Annotated in this window: 12 protein-coding genes; 9 read left to right on the top strand and 3 right to left on the bottom strand. The window is 73.5% G+C overall.

Annotation, left to right across the window (positions count from 1 at the left end; all coding sequences use genetic code 11):
* Positions 1 to 552 precede the first annotated feature (552 nt).
* From ACSU53_RS01960 to ACSU53_RS01945, 4 genes are all read left to right on the top strand, one after another.
* On the top strand, positions 553 to 1,476 hold the full coding sequence (locus ACSU53_RS01960; RefSeq protein ID WP_437032982.1) for an SCO0930 family lipoprotein: 924 nt from the start codon (positions 553 to 555) through the stop codon (positions 1,474 to 1,476).
* A 323-nt stretch (positions 1,477 to 1,799) separates the two neighbouring features.
* Entirely contained in the window at positions 1,800 to 2,612 is an 813-nt protein-coding gene (locus ACSU53_RS01955; RefSeq protein WP_437024474.1) for an SAM-dependent methyltransferase, read from the top strand.
* Positions 2,609 to 4,753: a putative bifunctional diguanylate cyclase/phosphodiesterase gene (locus ACSU53_RS01950; RefSeq protein ID WP_437024473.1), complete on the top strand. Its 2,145-nt coding sequence runs from the start codon at positions 2,609 to 2,611 to the stop codon at positions 4,751 to 4,753. Before ACSU53_RS01955 ends, ACSU53_RS01950 begins: the two co-directional genes overlap by 4 nt.
* A 275-nt stretch (positions 4,754 to 5,028) precedes the next feature.
* Positions 5,029 to 6,186 carry a tetratricopeptide repeat protein gene (locus ACSU53_RS01945; protein WP_437024472.1) on the top strand — a complete coding sequence of 386 codons (1,158 nt, stop codon included), beginning with the start codon at positions 5,029 to 5,031 and terminating at the stop codon, positions 6,184 to 6,186.
* Here the strand turns inward: ACSU53_RS01945 and ACSU53_RS01940 are convergent.
* Both ACSU53_RS01940 and ACSU53_RS01935 read right to left on the bottom strand, forming a co-directional pair.
* The gene (locus tag ACSU53_RS01940) at positions 6,169 to 7,086 is read right to left on the bottom strand and encodes a hypothetical protein (protein WP_437024471.1); all 918 of its coding nucleotides are present in this window, start codon (positions 7,084 to 7,086) and stop codon (positions 6,169 to 6,171) included. The two genes, ACSU53_RS01945 and ACSU53_RS01940, sit on opposite strands and share 18 nt — an antisense overlap.
* A complete protein-coding gene (locus ACSU53_RS01935; RefSeq protein WP_437024470.1) occupies positions 7,083 to 7,478 on the bottom strand; it encodes a hypothetical protein in 396 nt (131 codons plus the stop codon). The genes ACSU53_RS01940 and ACSU53_RS01935 overlap by 4 nt, the downstream gene beginning before the upstream one ends.
* A gap of 142 nt (positions 7,479 to 7,620) precedes the next feature.
* On the opposite strand from ACSU53_RS01935, the gene ACSU53_RS01930 reads away from it, so the two are divergent.
* Entirely contained in the window at positions 7,621 to 11,409 is a 3,789-nt protein-coding gene (locus tag ACSU53_RS01930) for a CHAT domain-containing protein (protein ID WP_437032980.1), read from the top strand.
* A 22-nt stretch (positions 11,410 to 11,431) separates the two neighbouring features.
* On the opposite strand, the gene ACSU53_RS01925 is transcribed toward ACSU53_RS01930, so the two are convergent.
* Positions 11,432 to 12,316 carry a LysR family transcriptional regulator gene (locus tag ACSU53_RS01925; RefSeq protein ID WP_437024469.1) on the bottom strand — a complete coding sequence of 295 codons (885 nt, stop codon included), beginning with the start codon at positions 12,314 to 12,316 and terminating at the stop codon, positions 11,432 to 11,434.
* A gap of 132 nt (positions 12,317 to 12,448) precedes the next feature.
* Here ACSU53_RS01925 and ACSU53_RS01920 point away from each other — a divergent pair, with 132 nt between their 5' ends.
* The 4 genes from ACSU53_RS01920 (at position 12,449) to ACSU53_RS01905 (ending at position 17,054) form a co-directional block, all read left to right on the top strand.
* Positions 12,449 to 13,120: a succinate dehydrogenase gene (locus ACSU53_RS01920; RefSeq protein WP_437024468.1), complete on the top strand. Its 672-nt coding sequence runs from the start codon at positions 12,449 to 12,451 to the stop codon at positions 13,118 to 13,120.
* 1 nt (position 13,121) lies between these two features.
* Positions 13,122 to 15,071: a fumarate reductase/succinate dehydrogenase flavoprotein subunit gene (locus ACSU53_RS01915; RefSeq protein WP_437024467.1), complete on the top strand. Its 1,950-nt coding sequence runs from the start codon at positions 13,122 to 13,124 to the stop codon at positions 15,069 to 15,071.
* Positions 15,068 to 15,817 carry a succinate dehydrogenase/fumarate reductase iron-sulfur subunit gene (locus ACSU53_RS01910; protein WP_437024466.1) on the top strand — a complete coding sequence of 250 codons (750 nt, stop codon included), beginning with the start codon at positions 15,068 to 15,070 and terminating at the stop codon, positions 15,815 to 15,817. The genes ACSU53_RS01915 and ACSU53_RS01910 overlap by 4 nt, the downstream gene beginning before the upstream one ends.
* Positions 15,818 to 16,202: 385 nt before the next feature.
* On the top strand, positions 16,203 to 17,054 hold the full coding sequence (locus ACSU53_RS01905) for a DUF2382 domain-containing protein (RefSeq protein WP_437024465.1): 852 nt from the start codon (positions 16,203 to 16,205) through the stop codon (positions 17,052 to 17,054).
* Positions 17,055 to 17,076 lie beyond the last annotated feature (22 nt).

The raw sequence follows: 17,076 nt of genomic DNA, 5'->3' as shown, positions 1-17,076 counted from the left end.
ACGCGCAGGCGTCCGCCGAGGCCGGGCCGGGCGCGCCGAGGAGGGCCCAGGCCAGCGCCGCCGCGGCCAGCGCGCGGGCCACGAGGGCCGAGGAGGTCGGTACGAGTCCTTGCACGACGAAGATCATGAGCCCGCAGATGCCAGGACACGCCCGGGTACGGGCCGTTTGGCCCGATGGAGTTAATTTCCGCCGTACGGGATTGGACTCGCGCGGGTCCGTGCGGACCGGCCGGGCACGGGTGTGCGGGACCTCACCCCGGGCGGACGCGGCCGTTGGGGCGGTGGCCGTCCCGGAAGGCAGGTGGCCGTCCCGGAGGCCAGGTGGCCGTCCCGAGAGGTGGCCGGCCGGAGAACCGGTGCCGGCCCGGAGGCGCCGACGCCCGACCCGCGCACCGGCGTCGCACCGGAAGGCCGGCGCCCACTCCGCGGAACCGGTGACTCCGGAAAAAGTCCCGGGAGGTTTGAACACGACGGGTGCTCCCGTGCGTACCCCTCGTCGAGCGGCGGCACGGCAGAGCGCTGCACGACCATGGCGATGATGTGGAGTTGACGATGAAGACCTCCTGGCGGACCGCCTCCCTGGTGGCGAGCGCCGCGGCGGTGCTGGCGCTGACGACGGCGTGCGGTCAGGACGCTCCGCCGCCCTCCAGCAGCCAGAACGTGGGCGCCACGGCAGGGGCGGGGGACTACGCGGGCGCCGACGGGGACAAGGCGGGCGGGCAGCCGTCCACCGGCCCGGCGAACACCGCGGGCGAGCTGTCCGCCGCCGACAGCGCCGAACTCGGCAAGGTGGTGACCGACGGCCTCGGCCTCACCCTCTACCGCTTCGACCAGGACGCCGCGAAGCCGCCCAAGTCCAACTGCGACGGCGACTGCGCCGCGACCTGGCCCCCGGTGCCCGCCGACGACGCCACGGCCGGCAAGGGCATCGACGCCTCGCTGCTCGGCGAGGTGACCCGGTCCGACGGCACCAAGCAGCTGACCGTCGCCGGCTGGCCCGCCTACCGCTACGTCAAGGACGTCAACGCCGGTGACACCAAGGGCCAGGGCGTGGGCGGCAAGTGGTACGCGCTCGCGCCCGACGGCAAGAAGGCCCAGGCGGCCGACCAGCCGGGACTGTCCACCCGCAAGGACCCGAAGCTGGGCGAGATCGTCGTCGACAAGAACGGCATGACGGTCTACCGCTTCGCCAAGGACGAGGCCTGGCCGAAGCCCGTCTCGGCCTGCACCGGCGCCTGCCTGGACAAGTGGCCGGTCGTGGCGCCCGTCGACATCGACGACACCAAGGGCATCCAGAAGAAGAACTACATGACCTTCACGCGCCCGGACGGCGCGAAGCAGCAGACGATCAACTGCTGGCCCATCTACACCTTCGCCGGGGACAAGGAACCCGGCGACACCAACGGTCAGGGCGTCGGCGGCACGTGGTACGCCGTCCGTCCCGACGGAAAGCCGGTCGGCGCGCCGGAGAAGTAGCAACCTCCCCAGGGTGTCGTCCACTTCGGCACCGCCGGCCCGGTCCGCCCCTCCGCACCGCGCGGAGGGGCGGACCCTTTTGCTGTGATTGACTGGAACTCGGGGAAATTTCGGTGTCCTTCTCCCCGTCCTCCGTGACACGTCGGAACTCTCCGGAATGCCGTGGGTACTTTTCGTCACCATGTATCGGGGTATCAATTCGGCACGTGCCAGAGGCAGTGACCGGGAACGGATGGTCAATTTCCGTTTCGGGTCGCTCCCTTGGCGGGCGATCAGTAGCCTCTGCTCTCGAACACCGGATCGCCTTCGCCTTGGAGAGATACATGGAGCGTCCCGCCTGGGCCCCACGGAGCATCGACATCACGGTGCCGAGCGTTTCCCGGATGTACGACTTCTACCTGGGCGGGTCGCACAACTTCGAAGTCGACCGGGAGGCGGCGCGCAAGGCCATGGAGTTCATGCCGGGACTGCCCAAGATCATGCAGGCGAATCGTGCCTTCATGCGACGCGCCGTGCGTTTCGCGGCCGGCGAGGGCATCACGCAGTTCCTCGACATCGGCTCCGGCATCCCCACGTTCGGCAACGTCCACGAGGTGGCCCAGGCCGCCGAACCCGCCGCGCACGTGGTGTACGTCGACCACGACCCGGTCGCGGTGGCGCACAGCCGGGAGGTGCTCCGGGGCAACGAGCGGGCCGACGTGGTCGCGGCCGACCTGCTGGGGCCCCGCGACATCCTCGAGAGCACCGAAGTGGCGCGGCTGATCGACCTGAACCGGCCGGTCGCCCTGCTCCTCGTTGCCATACTGCACTTCGTGGAGGACGCGGACGATCCCTACGCGGCGGTGGCCGAACTGCGCGAGGCGCTCGCGCCCGGCAGCATGCTCGTCCTCACGCACGCCTCCTACGAGGGGGTCCCGCTGCCGCCGGAGCGGGCCGAGGGGGCCGTGGACGTCTACAGGAACATCCGCAACCCGCTGATCATGCGCACGCGCGAGGACATCGCGCGGTTCTTCGAGGGGTACGACATGGTGGAACCCGGGCTGGTGCCGATGCCGCGGTGGCGGCCGGAGACACCCGAGGAGGACGTGGATCCGTTCGCCTTCTCCGGATTCGCCGGCGTGGGACGCAAGCGGTGAACGCGGAACCCGACGGCCCGGAGGACAGACTGCGGCGGTTCGCGACGATCTGGAGCCGGGCGGTCTACCCGGTGACCTCCACCTCGTCCACCCGGCCCGAGTTCGAACGCCAACTGATCGACCCCGCACGGCGGCTGAGCGAGGCGCTGCTCGCCCGGACCTTCGACCCGGAGGCCGGGAAGGCCGTCGGCGCCGCCCTGGTCCACGCCCACTGCACCGACCCGGAGGCGCTGAGCCGCAGCCTGGACTGCGTGGACGCCTACCTGGTCCTCTACTGCGGCGGGGACGGCGACCGCGAGGCCCTGCGGGCCCGCTGCTCACGGCTGCAGCACGCCATGGCGGCGGGCTTCGCCCAGGCGCTGCGCGAGCGCACCCTGGCGGAGCAGGAGGCCGTCGCGCGGGCCGCGCTGGAGGCCCAGGGCGTGGTGGCGCAGGCGCTGCACGCCACCGAGGCCCGGTTCCGCGCGGTCTTCGAGGGAGCGGCCATAGGGATCGGCATCGCCGGCCTCGACGGCACCGTCCTGCAGGTCAACGGCGCCCTGGTCCGCATGTTCGGCATCTCCGAGCACCACCTGCGCGGCCGCAACGTCCGGGACTGGACGCACGCCGACGACGCGCCCCAGACCTGGAGGCTCTACGAGGAGCTGGTGCGCGGCGAACGCGAGCACTACCACCTGGAGAAGGCGTTCTACCGCTCCGACGGCACGGTCCTGTGGACCAACCTGACCGTCTCCCTGCTGCGCGACGCCGACGGCCGCCCCCAGTACCAGCTCGCCCTCATGGAGGACACCACCGAGCGGCGGCTGCTCAACCTCCGGCTCCGCTACGAGGCCACCCACGACGCCCTCACCGGACTGCCCAACCGCACCTTCTTCTTCGAACGCCTGGAGAAGGCCCTCAGCGCCGGGGAGGGGCAGCGGTTCGGCCTGTGCTACCTCGACCTGGACGGCTTCAAGACCGTCAACGACAGCCTCGGCCACGCGGCCGGGGACCGGATGCTCGTCGAGGTCGCCGACCGGCTCCAGGCCTGCGCCACCGCGCCCGGCGAGATGGTCGCCCGGCTCGGCGGTGACGAGTTCGTGGCGCTGACCACCGGCCCCGACACCCGGCGCGGCGTCGACGAACTCGCCGGCCGCATCATGAACGCGCTGCTCGCCCCCATCAGCATCGACGGCCGGGAACTCACCGTGCGCGGCAGCATCGGCATCGTCGAGGGCCCGGCCGGTGAGCGCAGCGCGGCGGAGGTGCTGCGCAGCGCCGACATCACCATGTACCGGGCCAAGTCGGCGGGCGGCAACCGCTTCGAGCTCGCCGATCCGGAGGCCGACCGCCGCGCCATCACCCGGCACGGGCTGACCACCGCCCTGCCGGCCGCGCTGGAGCGGGGCGAGTTCTTCATCGAGTACCAGCCGCTGGTGCACCTCGGCGACGGCAGCGTGCGCGGCGCCGAGGCACTGGTGCGCTGGCTGCACCCGCAGCACGGGGTGCTCTCCCCGGACCGGTTCATCCCGCTCGCCGAGCACACCGGCCTGATCGTGCCGCTGGGCCGCTGGGTCCTCGAACAGTCGGTGCGGCAGGCCCGTGACTGGCAGGAACGGCTCGGCGGCACGGACGCGCTCGGCCCGCTGCGCATCAACGTCAACCTCTCGCCCTGCCAGCTCACCCACCCCGGCCTGGTGCAGGACACGGTGGACATCCTGGAACGGGCCGGCGTGGCACCCGACGCGCTGTGCCTGGAGGTGACCGAGTCGGCGCTCATCGGCGCCGACGACGACCTGCTCAAGCCGCTGCGCCGGCTGGCCGAGATGGGCGTCGACATCGCCCTGGACGACTTCGGCACCGGCTACTCCAACCTCGCCAACCTGCGCCGGCTCCCGGTGAGCATCCTGAAGCTGGACCGCTCCTTCACCCAGAGCATGCAGCAGTTCCCGGCGGACCCGGTCGACCTCAAGATCGTCGAGGGGATCGTCTCGCTCGCCCACAGCCTCGACCTCGCGGTGACCGTGGAGGGCGTGGAGACCGGCGCCCAGGCCGAGCAACTGCGCATACTCGGCTGCGACACCGCCCAGGGCTGGTACTACGCCCGCCCGGGCCCGCCCGAGCGCCTGCACGAACTCGCCCTGGTGGACGCCACGGGCTGAGCCCCGGCGGCGGTGTCGTCCGGCTCCCGCACGGCGGCGGGAGCCGGTGCCGGGGACCGCGGCCGTCCCCGCGCGAGGGGGAGGCGTACTCCCGTACGGGGCAACGCCGTTGCCGTTCCGGCGGCCGGATCGCGCCGGATGCGGCCGACCGTACGAGTGAAGCGGCCGCGCACCGGGAACGACCCCGGGCGGGGCGGCGTGCTTCCACACCGGAAGGACGCATCCGTGGGCCCGCGACCGTGACGCCCCGCGGTCCGGGAGGGAGGACCGGGCAGGTGTCCGAGGGCTCGGCGAACCAACTGCGCACGCGCGTCGGGCGCCTGGAAGAACAGCACGGCGCGCTCGCGCTGGAGACCACCACCGCCCGGCACGACCTCGCGGGCGCACTGCACCGCGAAGGGCGGCTCCGCGAGGCGGAGGAACAGTACGAGCTCGCGTTCCAGGGTCTGTCCCGCAGGTTCGGCAGCACCCACCTGTTCACCCTGGTCTGCCTCAACAACCTGGCCCTGGTCCTGCGCGACCTGGGCCGCTGGGACGCCGCCCTGGGCCTGCTCGGCACCGTGCACACTCACCGCACCCGACTGCTGGGCCCCGCCCACCCGCTGACCCTGAACGCCGCCAACAACGCGCTGGCCGTGATGGTCCGCGCCGGGGACCTGGCCACGGCGGCGCGCGAGTACCCGGTGCTGCTCGCCCGGTGCGAGGAGACCCTCGGACCGGACCACGGCGGCACCCGGGCGATCCGTCGCGACTACGCGCACGTGCTGGACCGGCTCGGCCGGCGGCGGGAGGCGGTGCGGCTCGTGGCCGGCCTGCCCGGCCTGCCGGTGTCGGCCGTCCTCCTCGGATGTGCCCGGATCCTGCGCTACACCGGCCTCTTCCCCGTGGCGCTGACCGCGAGCCGCTACGGCGCCGACCTGACCCTCGGCACCCACCGCGGCGACCGGACCGGCCTCACCGAGGGCAACGAACTCCACGACCAGGACCTGGGCATCCGGGGCCGCGTGATCGGCCCCGGCAACCCGGAGGCCCCCTACCGGCAAGGACTCGACCTGCGCGCGACCTGCGACCGGGTGGCCGACGCCGTCGGGGCGCTCGCCGAACACCTGGCCGAGGTGGAGCACGCCCTGGGCGAGGGCCGTCTGCGGGTCAGGGTCCACGTCCACCACGAGCACTGGCCGAGTCTCAGCGACCCGCCGTCGCTGGCGGTCGACCGGCGCCTGATGTCCGCACGCGACCGGGCCCGGCACGACCGCCTGCTGCGCCGCACCCCCCACACCCCCGTGACCCTCCCCGACGTCCCCGGCCCGCCCCGCCGGCTCACCGGGCGCACGGACGGCTTCACGGTGCTGTTCCCCGGCGCGCCGCACGTCATCGTGTCCACGTTCTTCGGTCTCGAACGCCGGCCCGCCCCCTCACCCCTGGAGGCGTGAGCGGTCCGTACGGTCCTTGCGCAGCAGGCTCGTCGCCGTGTCGCCCGCCTCCCGGGTGAGGCGCCCCGGGCAGTCGACCCCGAGCAGCAGCACCATCTCCCGCCCGTACAGGTCGACCGCCGCCTCGATCAGGTCGGCCTGCACGGCGACCGCCGCCCGTGCGCGACGACGGGCCGTCAGCAGCACCCCCGCGGCGAGCACCGCGGCCGGCCACCACAGCAGGGCGAGCGGCGCGTACAGCAGCCCCCAGGCCAGCAGGCGGGCGGCGGCACCGACACCCGCCCGCGCGGCGGCCAGTTCGGCACGCGCCCCGTCCGGGAGCATCAGCCACAGCCGGGGCCAGGCGGCCGTCAGGTCCAGGTGGTAGGTGTCGTGGACCCGTTGGTCGACCGCGTGCAGACGGTCGCCGATCCAGGTGGCGCGGGCGGCGGGCTCGGGGCAGATCGCGTCCCGCCGCAGGATCGCCGCCCGCAGCGCCGCGGCCTCGCGGGGCGCCGCGCCCGAGCGGGTGAACTCCCGCAGCGCGGCCCGTACCGCGTCCTCGGCGCGCTCCCAGCGCCGCGCCCGGCGGGCGGCGAGCCGGCGTAGCACCGGCTCCTCGCCCGACGACCACCAGACCCACTCCACCCCCTGGGCGACGGCCGAGGCGGCCAGACCCGCCACGGCGGCGACGGCGGTGAACGCCGCCGCGGCGATCAGCACCGTGCCGAACCGGCCACTGGCCGGGGCGAGGGCCACCCGGTCCAGCCAGGCGGCCGGCACCGCGGGGTCCAGGGCGTGCGCGTGGCCCAGCACCACGGCCGCCGTCACCGCGCACACGTAGAAGGCGCCGGGCAGGAGCAGCAGGGCGGCCCACCGGCCCGCCAGGTGCTTGCCCAGCTCGGCCAGCAGGGTGCTCACAGCCGGTACTTCCGGGACACCAGCTCCCTGCCCGCCAGGCCGCAGCGCGGTGGCTCGTCGCGCCCGTGCCGGCCCGGCTCCCGCGGCTCCAGCCGGGAACAGGAGACGTCCGCCGGGCACGCCCACACCGTCACCACGGGACGCGGCCGCCCGCCCCGCAGCGGTTCGAAGGCACGGTCACCCAGGGTCAGTCCGTCGACGCCGTGACGGGCGAACGCGTCGTCCAGCGCGTCCAGATCGGCGCTCACCGAGGGACCACGCGCGCCCGAGCGTGCCGCCTCGACCAGCCGGGCCAGTGCCCCGCCCACGCCGAACTGCTCGGCCCTGGACCGCAGTCCGTCGTCGCCGGCCTGGACGCACAGCCGCGCCAGCCGCTCCCCGACCTCGTCCATCACGCCCCTCCCCTTGCGCCCGGCACCGTCCGGTCACGCACCTCGGCCTCAACCTACCCGTCACCACGGGTGGTTGAGCCGCGACCGCATGGAACCGGAGGCCCCCGAACGGGCGTTGTGACCGGTGGAGGTGGTGGTGACGATGGCGGACGTGCTCGGCCCCGGCCTGGCCCGGTACCTGCGCACCGGCGACGCCCGGGACCTGCCCCCGGTCCCGCCCGCGACGTGGCCCCCGGCGGCCGGCCCCGACGCCGCCGCGACCGCCCGGCTCGCCCTGGTGCGCTGGCACCGGTACCGGCACCTTCCCGGCGTGGCCGGACTGCCCGAGTACCGTGCCGCGTCCCACCTCGCCGCCACCCTGGACGCCGTCCCTTCCGGCGTGCCGCCGCTGCCCGAACCGCTGGCGGCCCGGGTGGGGAGGACCGCCGCGCGCGGACGGCGTGCGCGCCGCAGGGCCCGGCGCCCCGGCGCGGAGGAGGAGGCGGTCACGCTGGGAGCCGCTCTGACGGACCAACTCCTATTTCTGGCGGCCCGGTTCGAGGACGCCCGGGACTCCTCCGCTCTCGACACCCTGCTGGCGCTCCAGGAGAGGCTGCTCCGAGCGGACGGCACCTCACCGCGCGAGAGGGCCGCCCTGTTCACCGACCGGGCCCGGGTGCTGCTGACCGTCGGCGAACTGGGCGCCCACCGCTCGCACCCGGCGGAGGCCGAGCGGTGCGCCGCCGAGGCGGTCCGGCTGACCGCGCAGCGGGTCGTGCCGGACGACCCGCACCTGGCCGGCCGGCTGCTGCTGAAGGGCCGGTGCGCCGCCTTCCTGTACGACCCCGACGCCGACCCGTCGGGACTGGAGCGGGCCGTGGACGACCTGCGCCGGGCGGCGGAGGCCGCGGCCCGGACCGCACCGGCGCACCTGGACCCCCTGCGGGAACTGGCCGCCACGCTCGTCCGGTGGTACGAGAACGGGGGACCGCCCACGGCTCTCGCGGACGCGGTCGCGGCTGCCCGAGACCTGGACCGGGCCACGGACCACGCCGACCGGCGAGCCGCCGAACACCGGAAACGGTTCGCCGACCTGCTCGAACGCGCCCGTACCGAGCTGGGGGACGCCACCGTCGATGCCCGGCTCGACGGAGGCCTGCCGCCGTACGTCCGCCCCGGCGGCGAGCGTGCGCAGGCCTGGTGGCGCACCGCCGCCGACCTCTGCGCCGACCCCGCCGAGCGTCTGAGCGCCGCACTCGCCCTCGTCGGCACGGTCCCGCCCGGGGACGAGGACCGGACGGCCGCCCTGGTGCTCGCCGCGGAGGCCGAGGTCATGGTCTGCGGGAACGGCGGGCCGGACGCCTCGTTGAAGCGGGCCCGCGCCCGGGCCCTGCTCGCGGCGGACGCGGCGCCCCCCGGACACCGCCTCGCCGGGCGGGCGCTGGCCGCCCTCGCCCGGGCCACCTTGTGGCTCGCCGCCAACGGCTCCGAGGAACTCGACGACGTCCTGGCCCACGAGACGGTGGGGCTCGTCCGGCAGGCCGCCGCCGCACTGCGGCCCGGGGAGCCGGACACGCCCGCGCGGCTGGACGACCTGGCAAGCCTGCTGTTCGACACGGCCAACGTGCTGGCGGACCGTTCGCTGCTGCCCGAGACGCTGGCCCTCCAGCGGCGGGCGCTCGACCTGACCCCCGCCGACGCGCCCTTCCGCCCGTTCCGTCTGTCGACCCTGGCCGGTCTCCTCGAAGAGGCGGCCGTGGAGCTGGACGAGCCCGCATGGGCGGACGAGGCCGTCGCCGTGGCCCGCGAGGCGGCGGACAGCCTGCCGGCGGACCATCCGAACAAGCACGAGCTGCTGTTCAACCTGGCTTCGACGCTGCTGTACCGGATGAGTCAGGTCGACCGGGCCGCCGAAGGGCTGGACGAGGCCGAGCGCCTCTACCGGACGGGCCGGGCCATGCTGCCTCCCGGCCACCCGGACCACGCGCGGTTCATCAGCTCCCTCAGCCAGGTGCTGCACGTGCGGTACGAGGAGACCGGTGACCGCGGCGGACTGGCCGAGGCCGTCGACCTGGCGAGGGAGGCGGTGCGGCTCACCCCGCCCGACGACCCGTTCCGCACCGAACGCCGGATGCTGCTGGCCCGGCCCTGCACGGTGCTGCACGACCTGGCCCAGGAGGAGGGCGGGGAGGCCGCCGCCCTGCGCGCGGAGGCGCTGGCCGCGTGGGAGGCGGTCGCCGCGGACGAGAACCTCCCCATCGGGAGGCGGATCGAGGTGCAGCACCAGCGTGCCCGGCTCGCCCTGGCCGGGGACGATCCGCACCTGGCCCTGCGGGCGCTGGAGGACGTCCTGGCCCGGATGCCCCGCATCGCCCGGCGATGGCTGACCGGGCCGGTCCGCAAGGACGCCGCCCGCCGGGCCCCGCACCTGGCCGCGCAGGCCGCGGTCGCGGCGATCCGCTGCGGCCGGCCCGGGTACGCGGTGGAACTGCTGGAACGCGGTCGTGCCGTCCTCTACTCCGAGGCGATGGCCGGCCGGCGCCTGCGCACCCTGCTGGAGTCGGTGGACCCCGCGGCCGCCAAGCGGCTGGCGCGGATCGACGCGGCCCTGTCCGGGGCCGACTTCTTCGCCAACGTCACCGCCGTGGAGGTGAGGTCCAGGGAGCGGCGGGCCTTCGGCCGGGTCGTGACGACGCACGAGAAGGCGTGGGACCCCCGTCCGCAGGTGGCGGCCCGCACCCGCCGGCTGGCCGCCGAACGCGCGGCCGTCCTCGAAGAGTTCGCCACGACACCCGAGTTCGAAGAGGCGACCCGGCAGCTTGCCTTCGACGAGCTGCGCAGCCGTCTCGCCGGCCGGCCGGTCGTCCACGTGCTGGCCCACCCGGACGGGGGCCACGCCCTGCTCGTCCCGGCCGACCCCCGGCAGGACGTCGTCCACATCCCGCTGCCGGGCCTGACCACCGAGGCCGTCGAGCGGCACGCCGCGCGCACGGAGCGGGCCGTGCGGGACGCCACCGACGTCCGGCTTGCCCACCACCTCCGGGCGGCGGCCCAGACCGAGCTGCACACCGTCCTGGAGTGGCTGTGGGACGAGGTCGCCTCCCCGGTGCTGGCGCGGCTGCCCGGGACGGACCGGGCGGACGCCGGGAGGCCGCGGCTGTGGTGGTGTCCGGTCGGGCCCGTGGTGCGTCTGCCGCTGCACGCCGCCGGCCGCCACACCCGCCCGCGTCCGCCCGGCTCCCCGGAGCCGCCGCCCACCGTCATGGACCGGGTGGTCTCCTCCTACACACCGACCCTCGCGGCGCTCGCCCGCGCGCTGCGGGACGGCCCGGACCGGCCGTCCGGCGCCGGACACCCCGGTGCCCTCGTGGTGGCCGTCCAGGAGGCCCGGGGACTGCCGCCGCTGCCGCAGGCGCGCAGGGAGGCCGAGGCGGTCCTCGCCGCCGTTCCCGGCGCCCGCCTCCTGATGGACGAGGAGGCGACGGTGGCCGCGGTCGAGGAGGCGCTGGGTGAGCACACGGTCGTCCACTTCGCCTGCCACGGCGACAACGACGCGTCCCTGGCGATCCTGCGCGGCGGCGGACTGCACCTGGCCTCGGGCGAGACGCTTCCGGCCACGCGGATCCAGGAGTCACCGCTGGACCACGGAGCCCTCGCCTTCCTCTCCGCCTGCAGCACCGCCGAGCCGCACCCGGGCCTGCCCGACGAGCCGATGCACCTGGCGGCCGCCTTCCAGCTCGCGGGCTTCCGGTCGGTGATCGGCACCCTCTGGCGGGCGCCGGACACCCCCGGCATGGCCGCGGAGGTCTACGCGGCGCTGACCGCCCGCGGCACGCGTCCCCCCGACCCGACCGTCTCGGCCGCCGCGCTCAACGCCGCGGTGCGCGCCGTCCGTGACGCCTACCCGGCCGCGCCGACCCGCTGGGCCGCCCATCTCCACACCGGAGCCTGACCCGTCCCCCCGGCCGCGCGGGTCAGCGTTCCAGCAGCATCCGCTGGAGTTCGCGTGCCGCGCGCGGTGGGGCCACGTCGCTGCGGTGGGCCAGGGCGATGGTGCGGTCCAGGCCGGGACCGGCCAGCGGCGTGACGCGCAGGCCCTGGCCGGAGCGCGCGGCGACCATGCGGGGCACCACCGCGACCCCGAGGCCCGCCCGGGCGAAGCCCAGCACCGCGTCCATCTCGCCCCCCTCCACCGCGAAGTCCGGCTCGAAGCCCTCCGCCCGGCACGCGGCCACGGTCAGTTCCCGCAGGTCGTAGCCGTGCCGGAACATCACCAGCCGCTCGCCCTCCAGATCCGCGATGCGGACCGCCCGCCCGCCCCGGCCCGGCGCGGGGGCGTCCGGCGAGGAGACGACCACCAGGTCCTCGCGCAGCAGCTCCACCGTGGTGAGGGCGGGGGAGGGGGAGGGCAGGGGCAGGACGACCAGGGCGAGGTCGAGGGCGCCGCGGGCCAGCTCCCGCACCAGGTCGTGCGACCCGCCCTCCTCGATGAGCAGGCGGATGCCCGGGTAACGGTCGTGGAAGGCGCGCAGCACGTCCGGCAGCAGGCCCGTGCACAGGCTGGGGGTGGCACCCAGCCGCACCCGGCCGCTGCGCAGCTGCACCAGCTCCTGCACCTCGTGCCGGGCGGTGTCGGCGTCCGCCAGGATCCGCCGGGCCAGCGGCAGCAGCGCCTCGCCCGCGGCGGTCAGCGTGATGTTGCCGCGCGCCCGCAGGAAGAGGTCGGCGCCCAGTTCCCGCTCCAGGGCCTTGATCTGCTGCGACAGCGACGGCTGTGCGACGTGGACCAGCTCGGCGGCCCGGGTGAAGTGCCGGGTCTCGGCGACGGCCACGAAGTACTGGAGCTGGTGGAACTGCATACGGCCATCCTAGACCGGAGCATAGCCTTACCCTATGGAAACGAGGGGTTCCATGTCTTGGACCGATGGGACCGTTCGGCCCTAGCGTCTGATGACATGGCTCTGGCAACGCGGACGGACCGACGGCCGTCCATGGCACGCAGCGTGTGGGACTCGACCGTCGGCAAGAAGACGGTGATGGCGGTCAGCGGCCTGATCATGCTGCTGTACCTGGTCGTCCACATGATCGGGAACCTGAAGATCTTCTTCGGTCCCGGTGACTTCAACCACTACGCCCACTGGCTGCGCACCCTGGGCGAACCGTTCATGCACTACGAGTGGACGCTGTGGGTGGTCCGCGTCGTCCTGGTCCTCGCGGTCGTCGCGCACGCCGTCTCCGCCTACCAGCTCAGCCGCCGCGACATCAAGGCGCGCCCCAGCAAGTACGTGCACAAGAAGGCCCGGACGAGCTACGCCACCCGCACCATGCGCTGGGGCGGGATCATCCTCGGCCTGTTCATCGTCTGGCACATCCTGGACCTGACCACCGGCCACGTGCACGCCGGCGGCTTCGAGTCCGGCAAGCCCTACCAGAACGTCGTGGACACCTTCTCCACCTGGTACGGCAACGTCATCTACATTGCCGCCGTGCTAGCGCTCGGCCTGCACGTCCGGCACGGCTTCTGGAGCGCCGCCCAGACCCTCGGCGTCGGCAGCAGGACCCGTGACCGTGCCCTGAAGATCTCCGCCAACGTACTCGCGCTGCTGCTCACGGCCGGCTTCGTCGCCGTGCCGGTGGGCGTCATGACCGGAGTGGTGAGCTGACATGACCTCGTACGCCGACTACCGGACCGGCGAGCCGGTCGCCGACACCAAGGCACCCGCCGGACCCGTCCACGAACGCTGGGACAAGCGCCGCTTCGAGGCGAAGCTGGTCAACCCCGCCAACCGGCGCAAGCAGACCGTCATCGTCGTCGGCACCGGGCTCGCGGGCGGCTCCGCCGGCGCCACGCTCGCCGAACAGGGTTACCGTGTCATCCAGTTCTGCTACACGGACTCCCCGCGCCGCGCCCACTCCATCGCCGCGCAGGGCGGCATCAACGCCGCCAAGAACTACCGCAACGACGGCGACTCGATCCACCGCCTCTTCTACGACACCGTCAAGGGCGGCGACTTCCGCTCCCGCGAGTCCAACGTCCACCGCCTGGCCCAGATCTCGGTGGAGATCATCGACCAGTGCGTCGCCCAGGGCGTGCCCTTCGCCCGCGAGTACGGCGGCCTGCTCGACACCCGCTCCTTCGGCGGCGTCCAGGTCTCCCGCACCTTCTACGCCCGCGGCCAGACGGGCCAGCAGCTCCTGCTCGGCGCCTACCAGGCGCTGTCCCGGCAGATCGCCGCCGGCAACATCGAGATGCACCCGCGCACCGAGATGCTCGACCTGATCGTCGTCGACGGCCGGGCCCGCGGCATCGTCGCCCGCGACCTGATCACCGGGAGGATCGACACGTACTTCGCGGACGCCGTCGTCCTCGCCACCGGCGGCTACGGCAACGTCTTCTACCTGTCGACCAACGCCATGAACTCCAACGCGACCGCCGTCTGGCGGGCGCACCGGCGCGGCGCGTACTTCGCCAACCCCTGCTTCACCCAGATTCACCCCACCTGCATCCCGCGCACCGGTGACCACCAGTCCAAGCTGACGCTGATGAGCGAGTCGCTGCGCAACGACGGCCGCATCTGGGTGCCGAAGGCCAAGGGCGACACCCGTCCGCCGAACGAGATCCCCGAGGACGAGCGCGACTACTACCTGGAGCGCATCTACCCCTCCTTCGGCAACCTCGTCCCCCGGGACATCGCCTCCCGCGCCGCCAAGAACGTCTGCGACGAGGGCCGGGGCGTGGGCCCGGGCGGCCAGGGCGTCTACCTGGACTTCGCCGACGCCATCCGGCGGATGGGCCGGGCGGCCGTCGAGGCCAAGTACGGCAACCTCTTCGACATGTACCAGCGGATCACCGACGAGGATCCGTACCGGGTGCCGATGCGGATCTACCCGGCCGTGCACTACACGATGGGCGGCCTGTGGGTCGACTACGACCTCCAGACCACCGTCCCGGGCCTGTTCGCGATCGGCGAGGCCAACTTCTCCGACCACGGCGCCAACCGGCTCGGCGCCTCCGCGCTGATGCAGGGCCTGGCGGACGGCTACTTCGTCCTGCCGGCCACCATCAACGACTACCTCGCCCGCAACCCGCACAAGGAGGAGGTCGACGCCGGCCACCCGGCGGTGCAGGAGGCGCTGGCCGAGACCGAGGACCGGCTCAACCTGCTGCTGTCCGTGGACGGCGACCGCACCCCGGACTCCTTCCACCGCGAACTCGGCGAACTGATGTGGGAGTTCTGCGGCATGGCCCGCAACGAGACGGGCCTGCGCAAGGCGCTGGAGCGCATCCCGCAGATCCGCGAGGAGTTCTGGCGGCGGATCAGGGTCCCCGGCACCGGCGAGGAGTTCAACCAGTCGCTGGAGAAGGCCAACCGCATCGTCGACTACCTCGAACTCGCCGAGCTGATGTGCCTCGACGCGCTGCACCGCACCGAGTCCTGCGGCGGCCACTTCCGCGAGGAGTCGCAGAGCCCCGACGGCGAGGCCGAGCGCAAGGACGACGAGTTCGCCTACGCGGCGGCCTGGGAGTTCACCGGCACGGGCACCGCCCCCACCCTGCACAAGGAAGACCTCGTCTTCGAGTACGTCCACCCCACCCAGCGGAGCTACGCATGAAGCTCACCCTGCGCGTCTGGCGGCAGAAGAACGCCGACGCCGAAGGCACCATGTCCACGTACGAGGTGGACGGCATCTCCGCCGACATGTCCTTCCTGGAGATGCTCGACACCCTCAACGAGGAACTCATCCTCAAGGGCGAGGACCCGATCGCCTTCGACCACGACTGCCGCGAGGGCATCTGCGGCGCCTGTTCGCTCGTCATCAACGGCGACGCCCACGGGCCCGAGCGGACCACCACCTGCCAGCTGCACATGCGGTCCTTCCAGGACGGCGACACCATCGACATCGAGCCGTGGCGGGCCGCCGCCTTCCCGGTGATCAAGGACCTGGTGGTGGACCGGTCGGCCTTCGACCGGATCATCCAGGCCGGCGGCTATATCACCGCGCCCACCGGCTCCGCTCCGGAGGCGCACGCCACCCCGGTGCCCAAGCCGGACGCCGACCTCGCCTTCGAGAACGCCGAGTGCATCGGCTGCGGCGCCTGCGTCGCCGCCTGCCCCAACGGCGCGGCGATGCTGTTCACCGCGGCGAAGGTCAACCACCTCAACGTGCTGCCCCAGGGCGCCCCCGAACGCGAGACCCGCGTCCTGGACATGGTGGCGCAGATGGACGAGGAGGGGTTCGGCGGCTGCACCCTCGCCGGCGAGTGCGCCACCGCCTGCCCGAAGGGCATCCCGCTGACCTCCATCACCGGCATGAACAAGGAGTGGCTGCGCGCCACCCGCAAGGCGGCCAAGCGGTAACGCCGCCCCTCAGCGTTCGCCGCACGGGCGGACGGGCGGGACCGGGCGTGGTGCTCAACCCCGGTCCCGCCTCGTGTTCTCCCCGTCCTGCCACGGGTTCTGCCCGTCCTGTGCCACAGGTTCCTCCGGTTCCGCCCCGTGTTCGTGCGCGGACTGGTCGCCGAGGTGGAGGTGTCCGCCCCGCTGACGCCCTGCCCGCACACCGACCGCCGCCCCCTGGCGCACGCCGCACCGGGCCGTGCGGGCGCCGTCCGGACCGGTGGAGGCACGGTGGCCAGGGGTGAGCACTGCGGGAAATCAAGTGCCTCTTGCGGCACATGTCAGTTTCTGTGGCGGTTTGGCGGAGAACCGGAAGGGAGGAGCACCGAAAGGAGGGTGACATCAGATGATCACCCGCGATGAGATCCCGATCCTGCTGGACCACCCCGTCTACGACGGCGACGGCAACAAGATCGGTGACGCCAAGCACGTGTTCTTCGACGACATGAGTGGGCGCCCGGAGTGGGTGAGCGTCAAGACGGGCATGTTCGGCTCCAGCGAGTCGTTCGTCCCCATCCACGACGCCACCCTGGTCGAGGACCACCTCGAGGTCCCGTACCGCAAGGACAAGGTCAAGGGTGCACCGAAGGTGGACGTCGACGCGGGCGGACACCTCTCCGCGTCCGAGGAACACCGGCTGTACGACTACTACGGCATCAACTGGGACAACGTGCTGTCCGACGAGCCGGGACACGCCGACGACGACGCCACGGCGTCCGGTACGGCGGGCACGGCCGGTATGGCCGGTACTGCCGGTATGGCCGGCACGGCGGGAACCGCCGGGCACGACGCCGGCACCCGCGGCGACGACGCGATGACGCGCTCCGAGGAGGAGATGCACGTCGGTGTCGAGCGGCGCGAGACCGGCCGGGCCAGGCTGCGCAAGTACGTGGTGACCGAGGAGGTGGAGCAGACCGTGCCCGTGCGCCGCGAGGAGGTGCGCGTGGAACGGGAGCCCATCACCGCCGAGAACCGCGACGAGGCGCTGTCCGGACCGGAGATCTCCGAGGCCGAGCACGAGGTCACCCTGCACGAGGAACGTCCGGTGGTGGAGACCGAGACGGTCCCGGTGGAACGGGTGCGCATGACCACGGAGGAGGAGACCGACCAGGAGACGGTCCGCGGTCAGGTACGCAAGGAGCGCATCGAGGCGGAGGGCGTCGAGGACCTGCCGCACAAGCAGCGCCGCACGGAGTGACCCGCGGCCGGGGTGCGCGCCG

The organism is Streptomyces sp. enrichment culture (assembly GCF_964273255.1).
Classification (GTDB): Bacteria; Actinomycetota; Actinomycetes; order Streptomycetales; family Streptomycetaceae; genus Streptomyces.
Note: the sequence above shows the minus strand (reverse complement) of the source record. Positions and strands in the feature narration are given on the sequence as shown.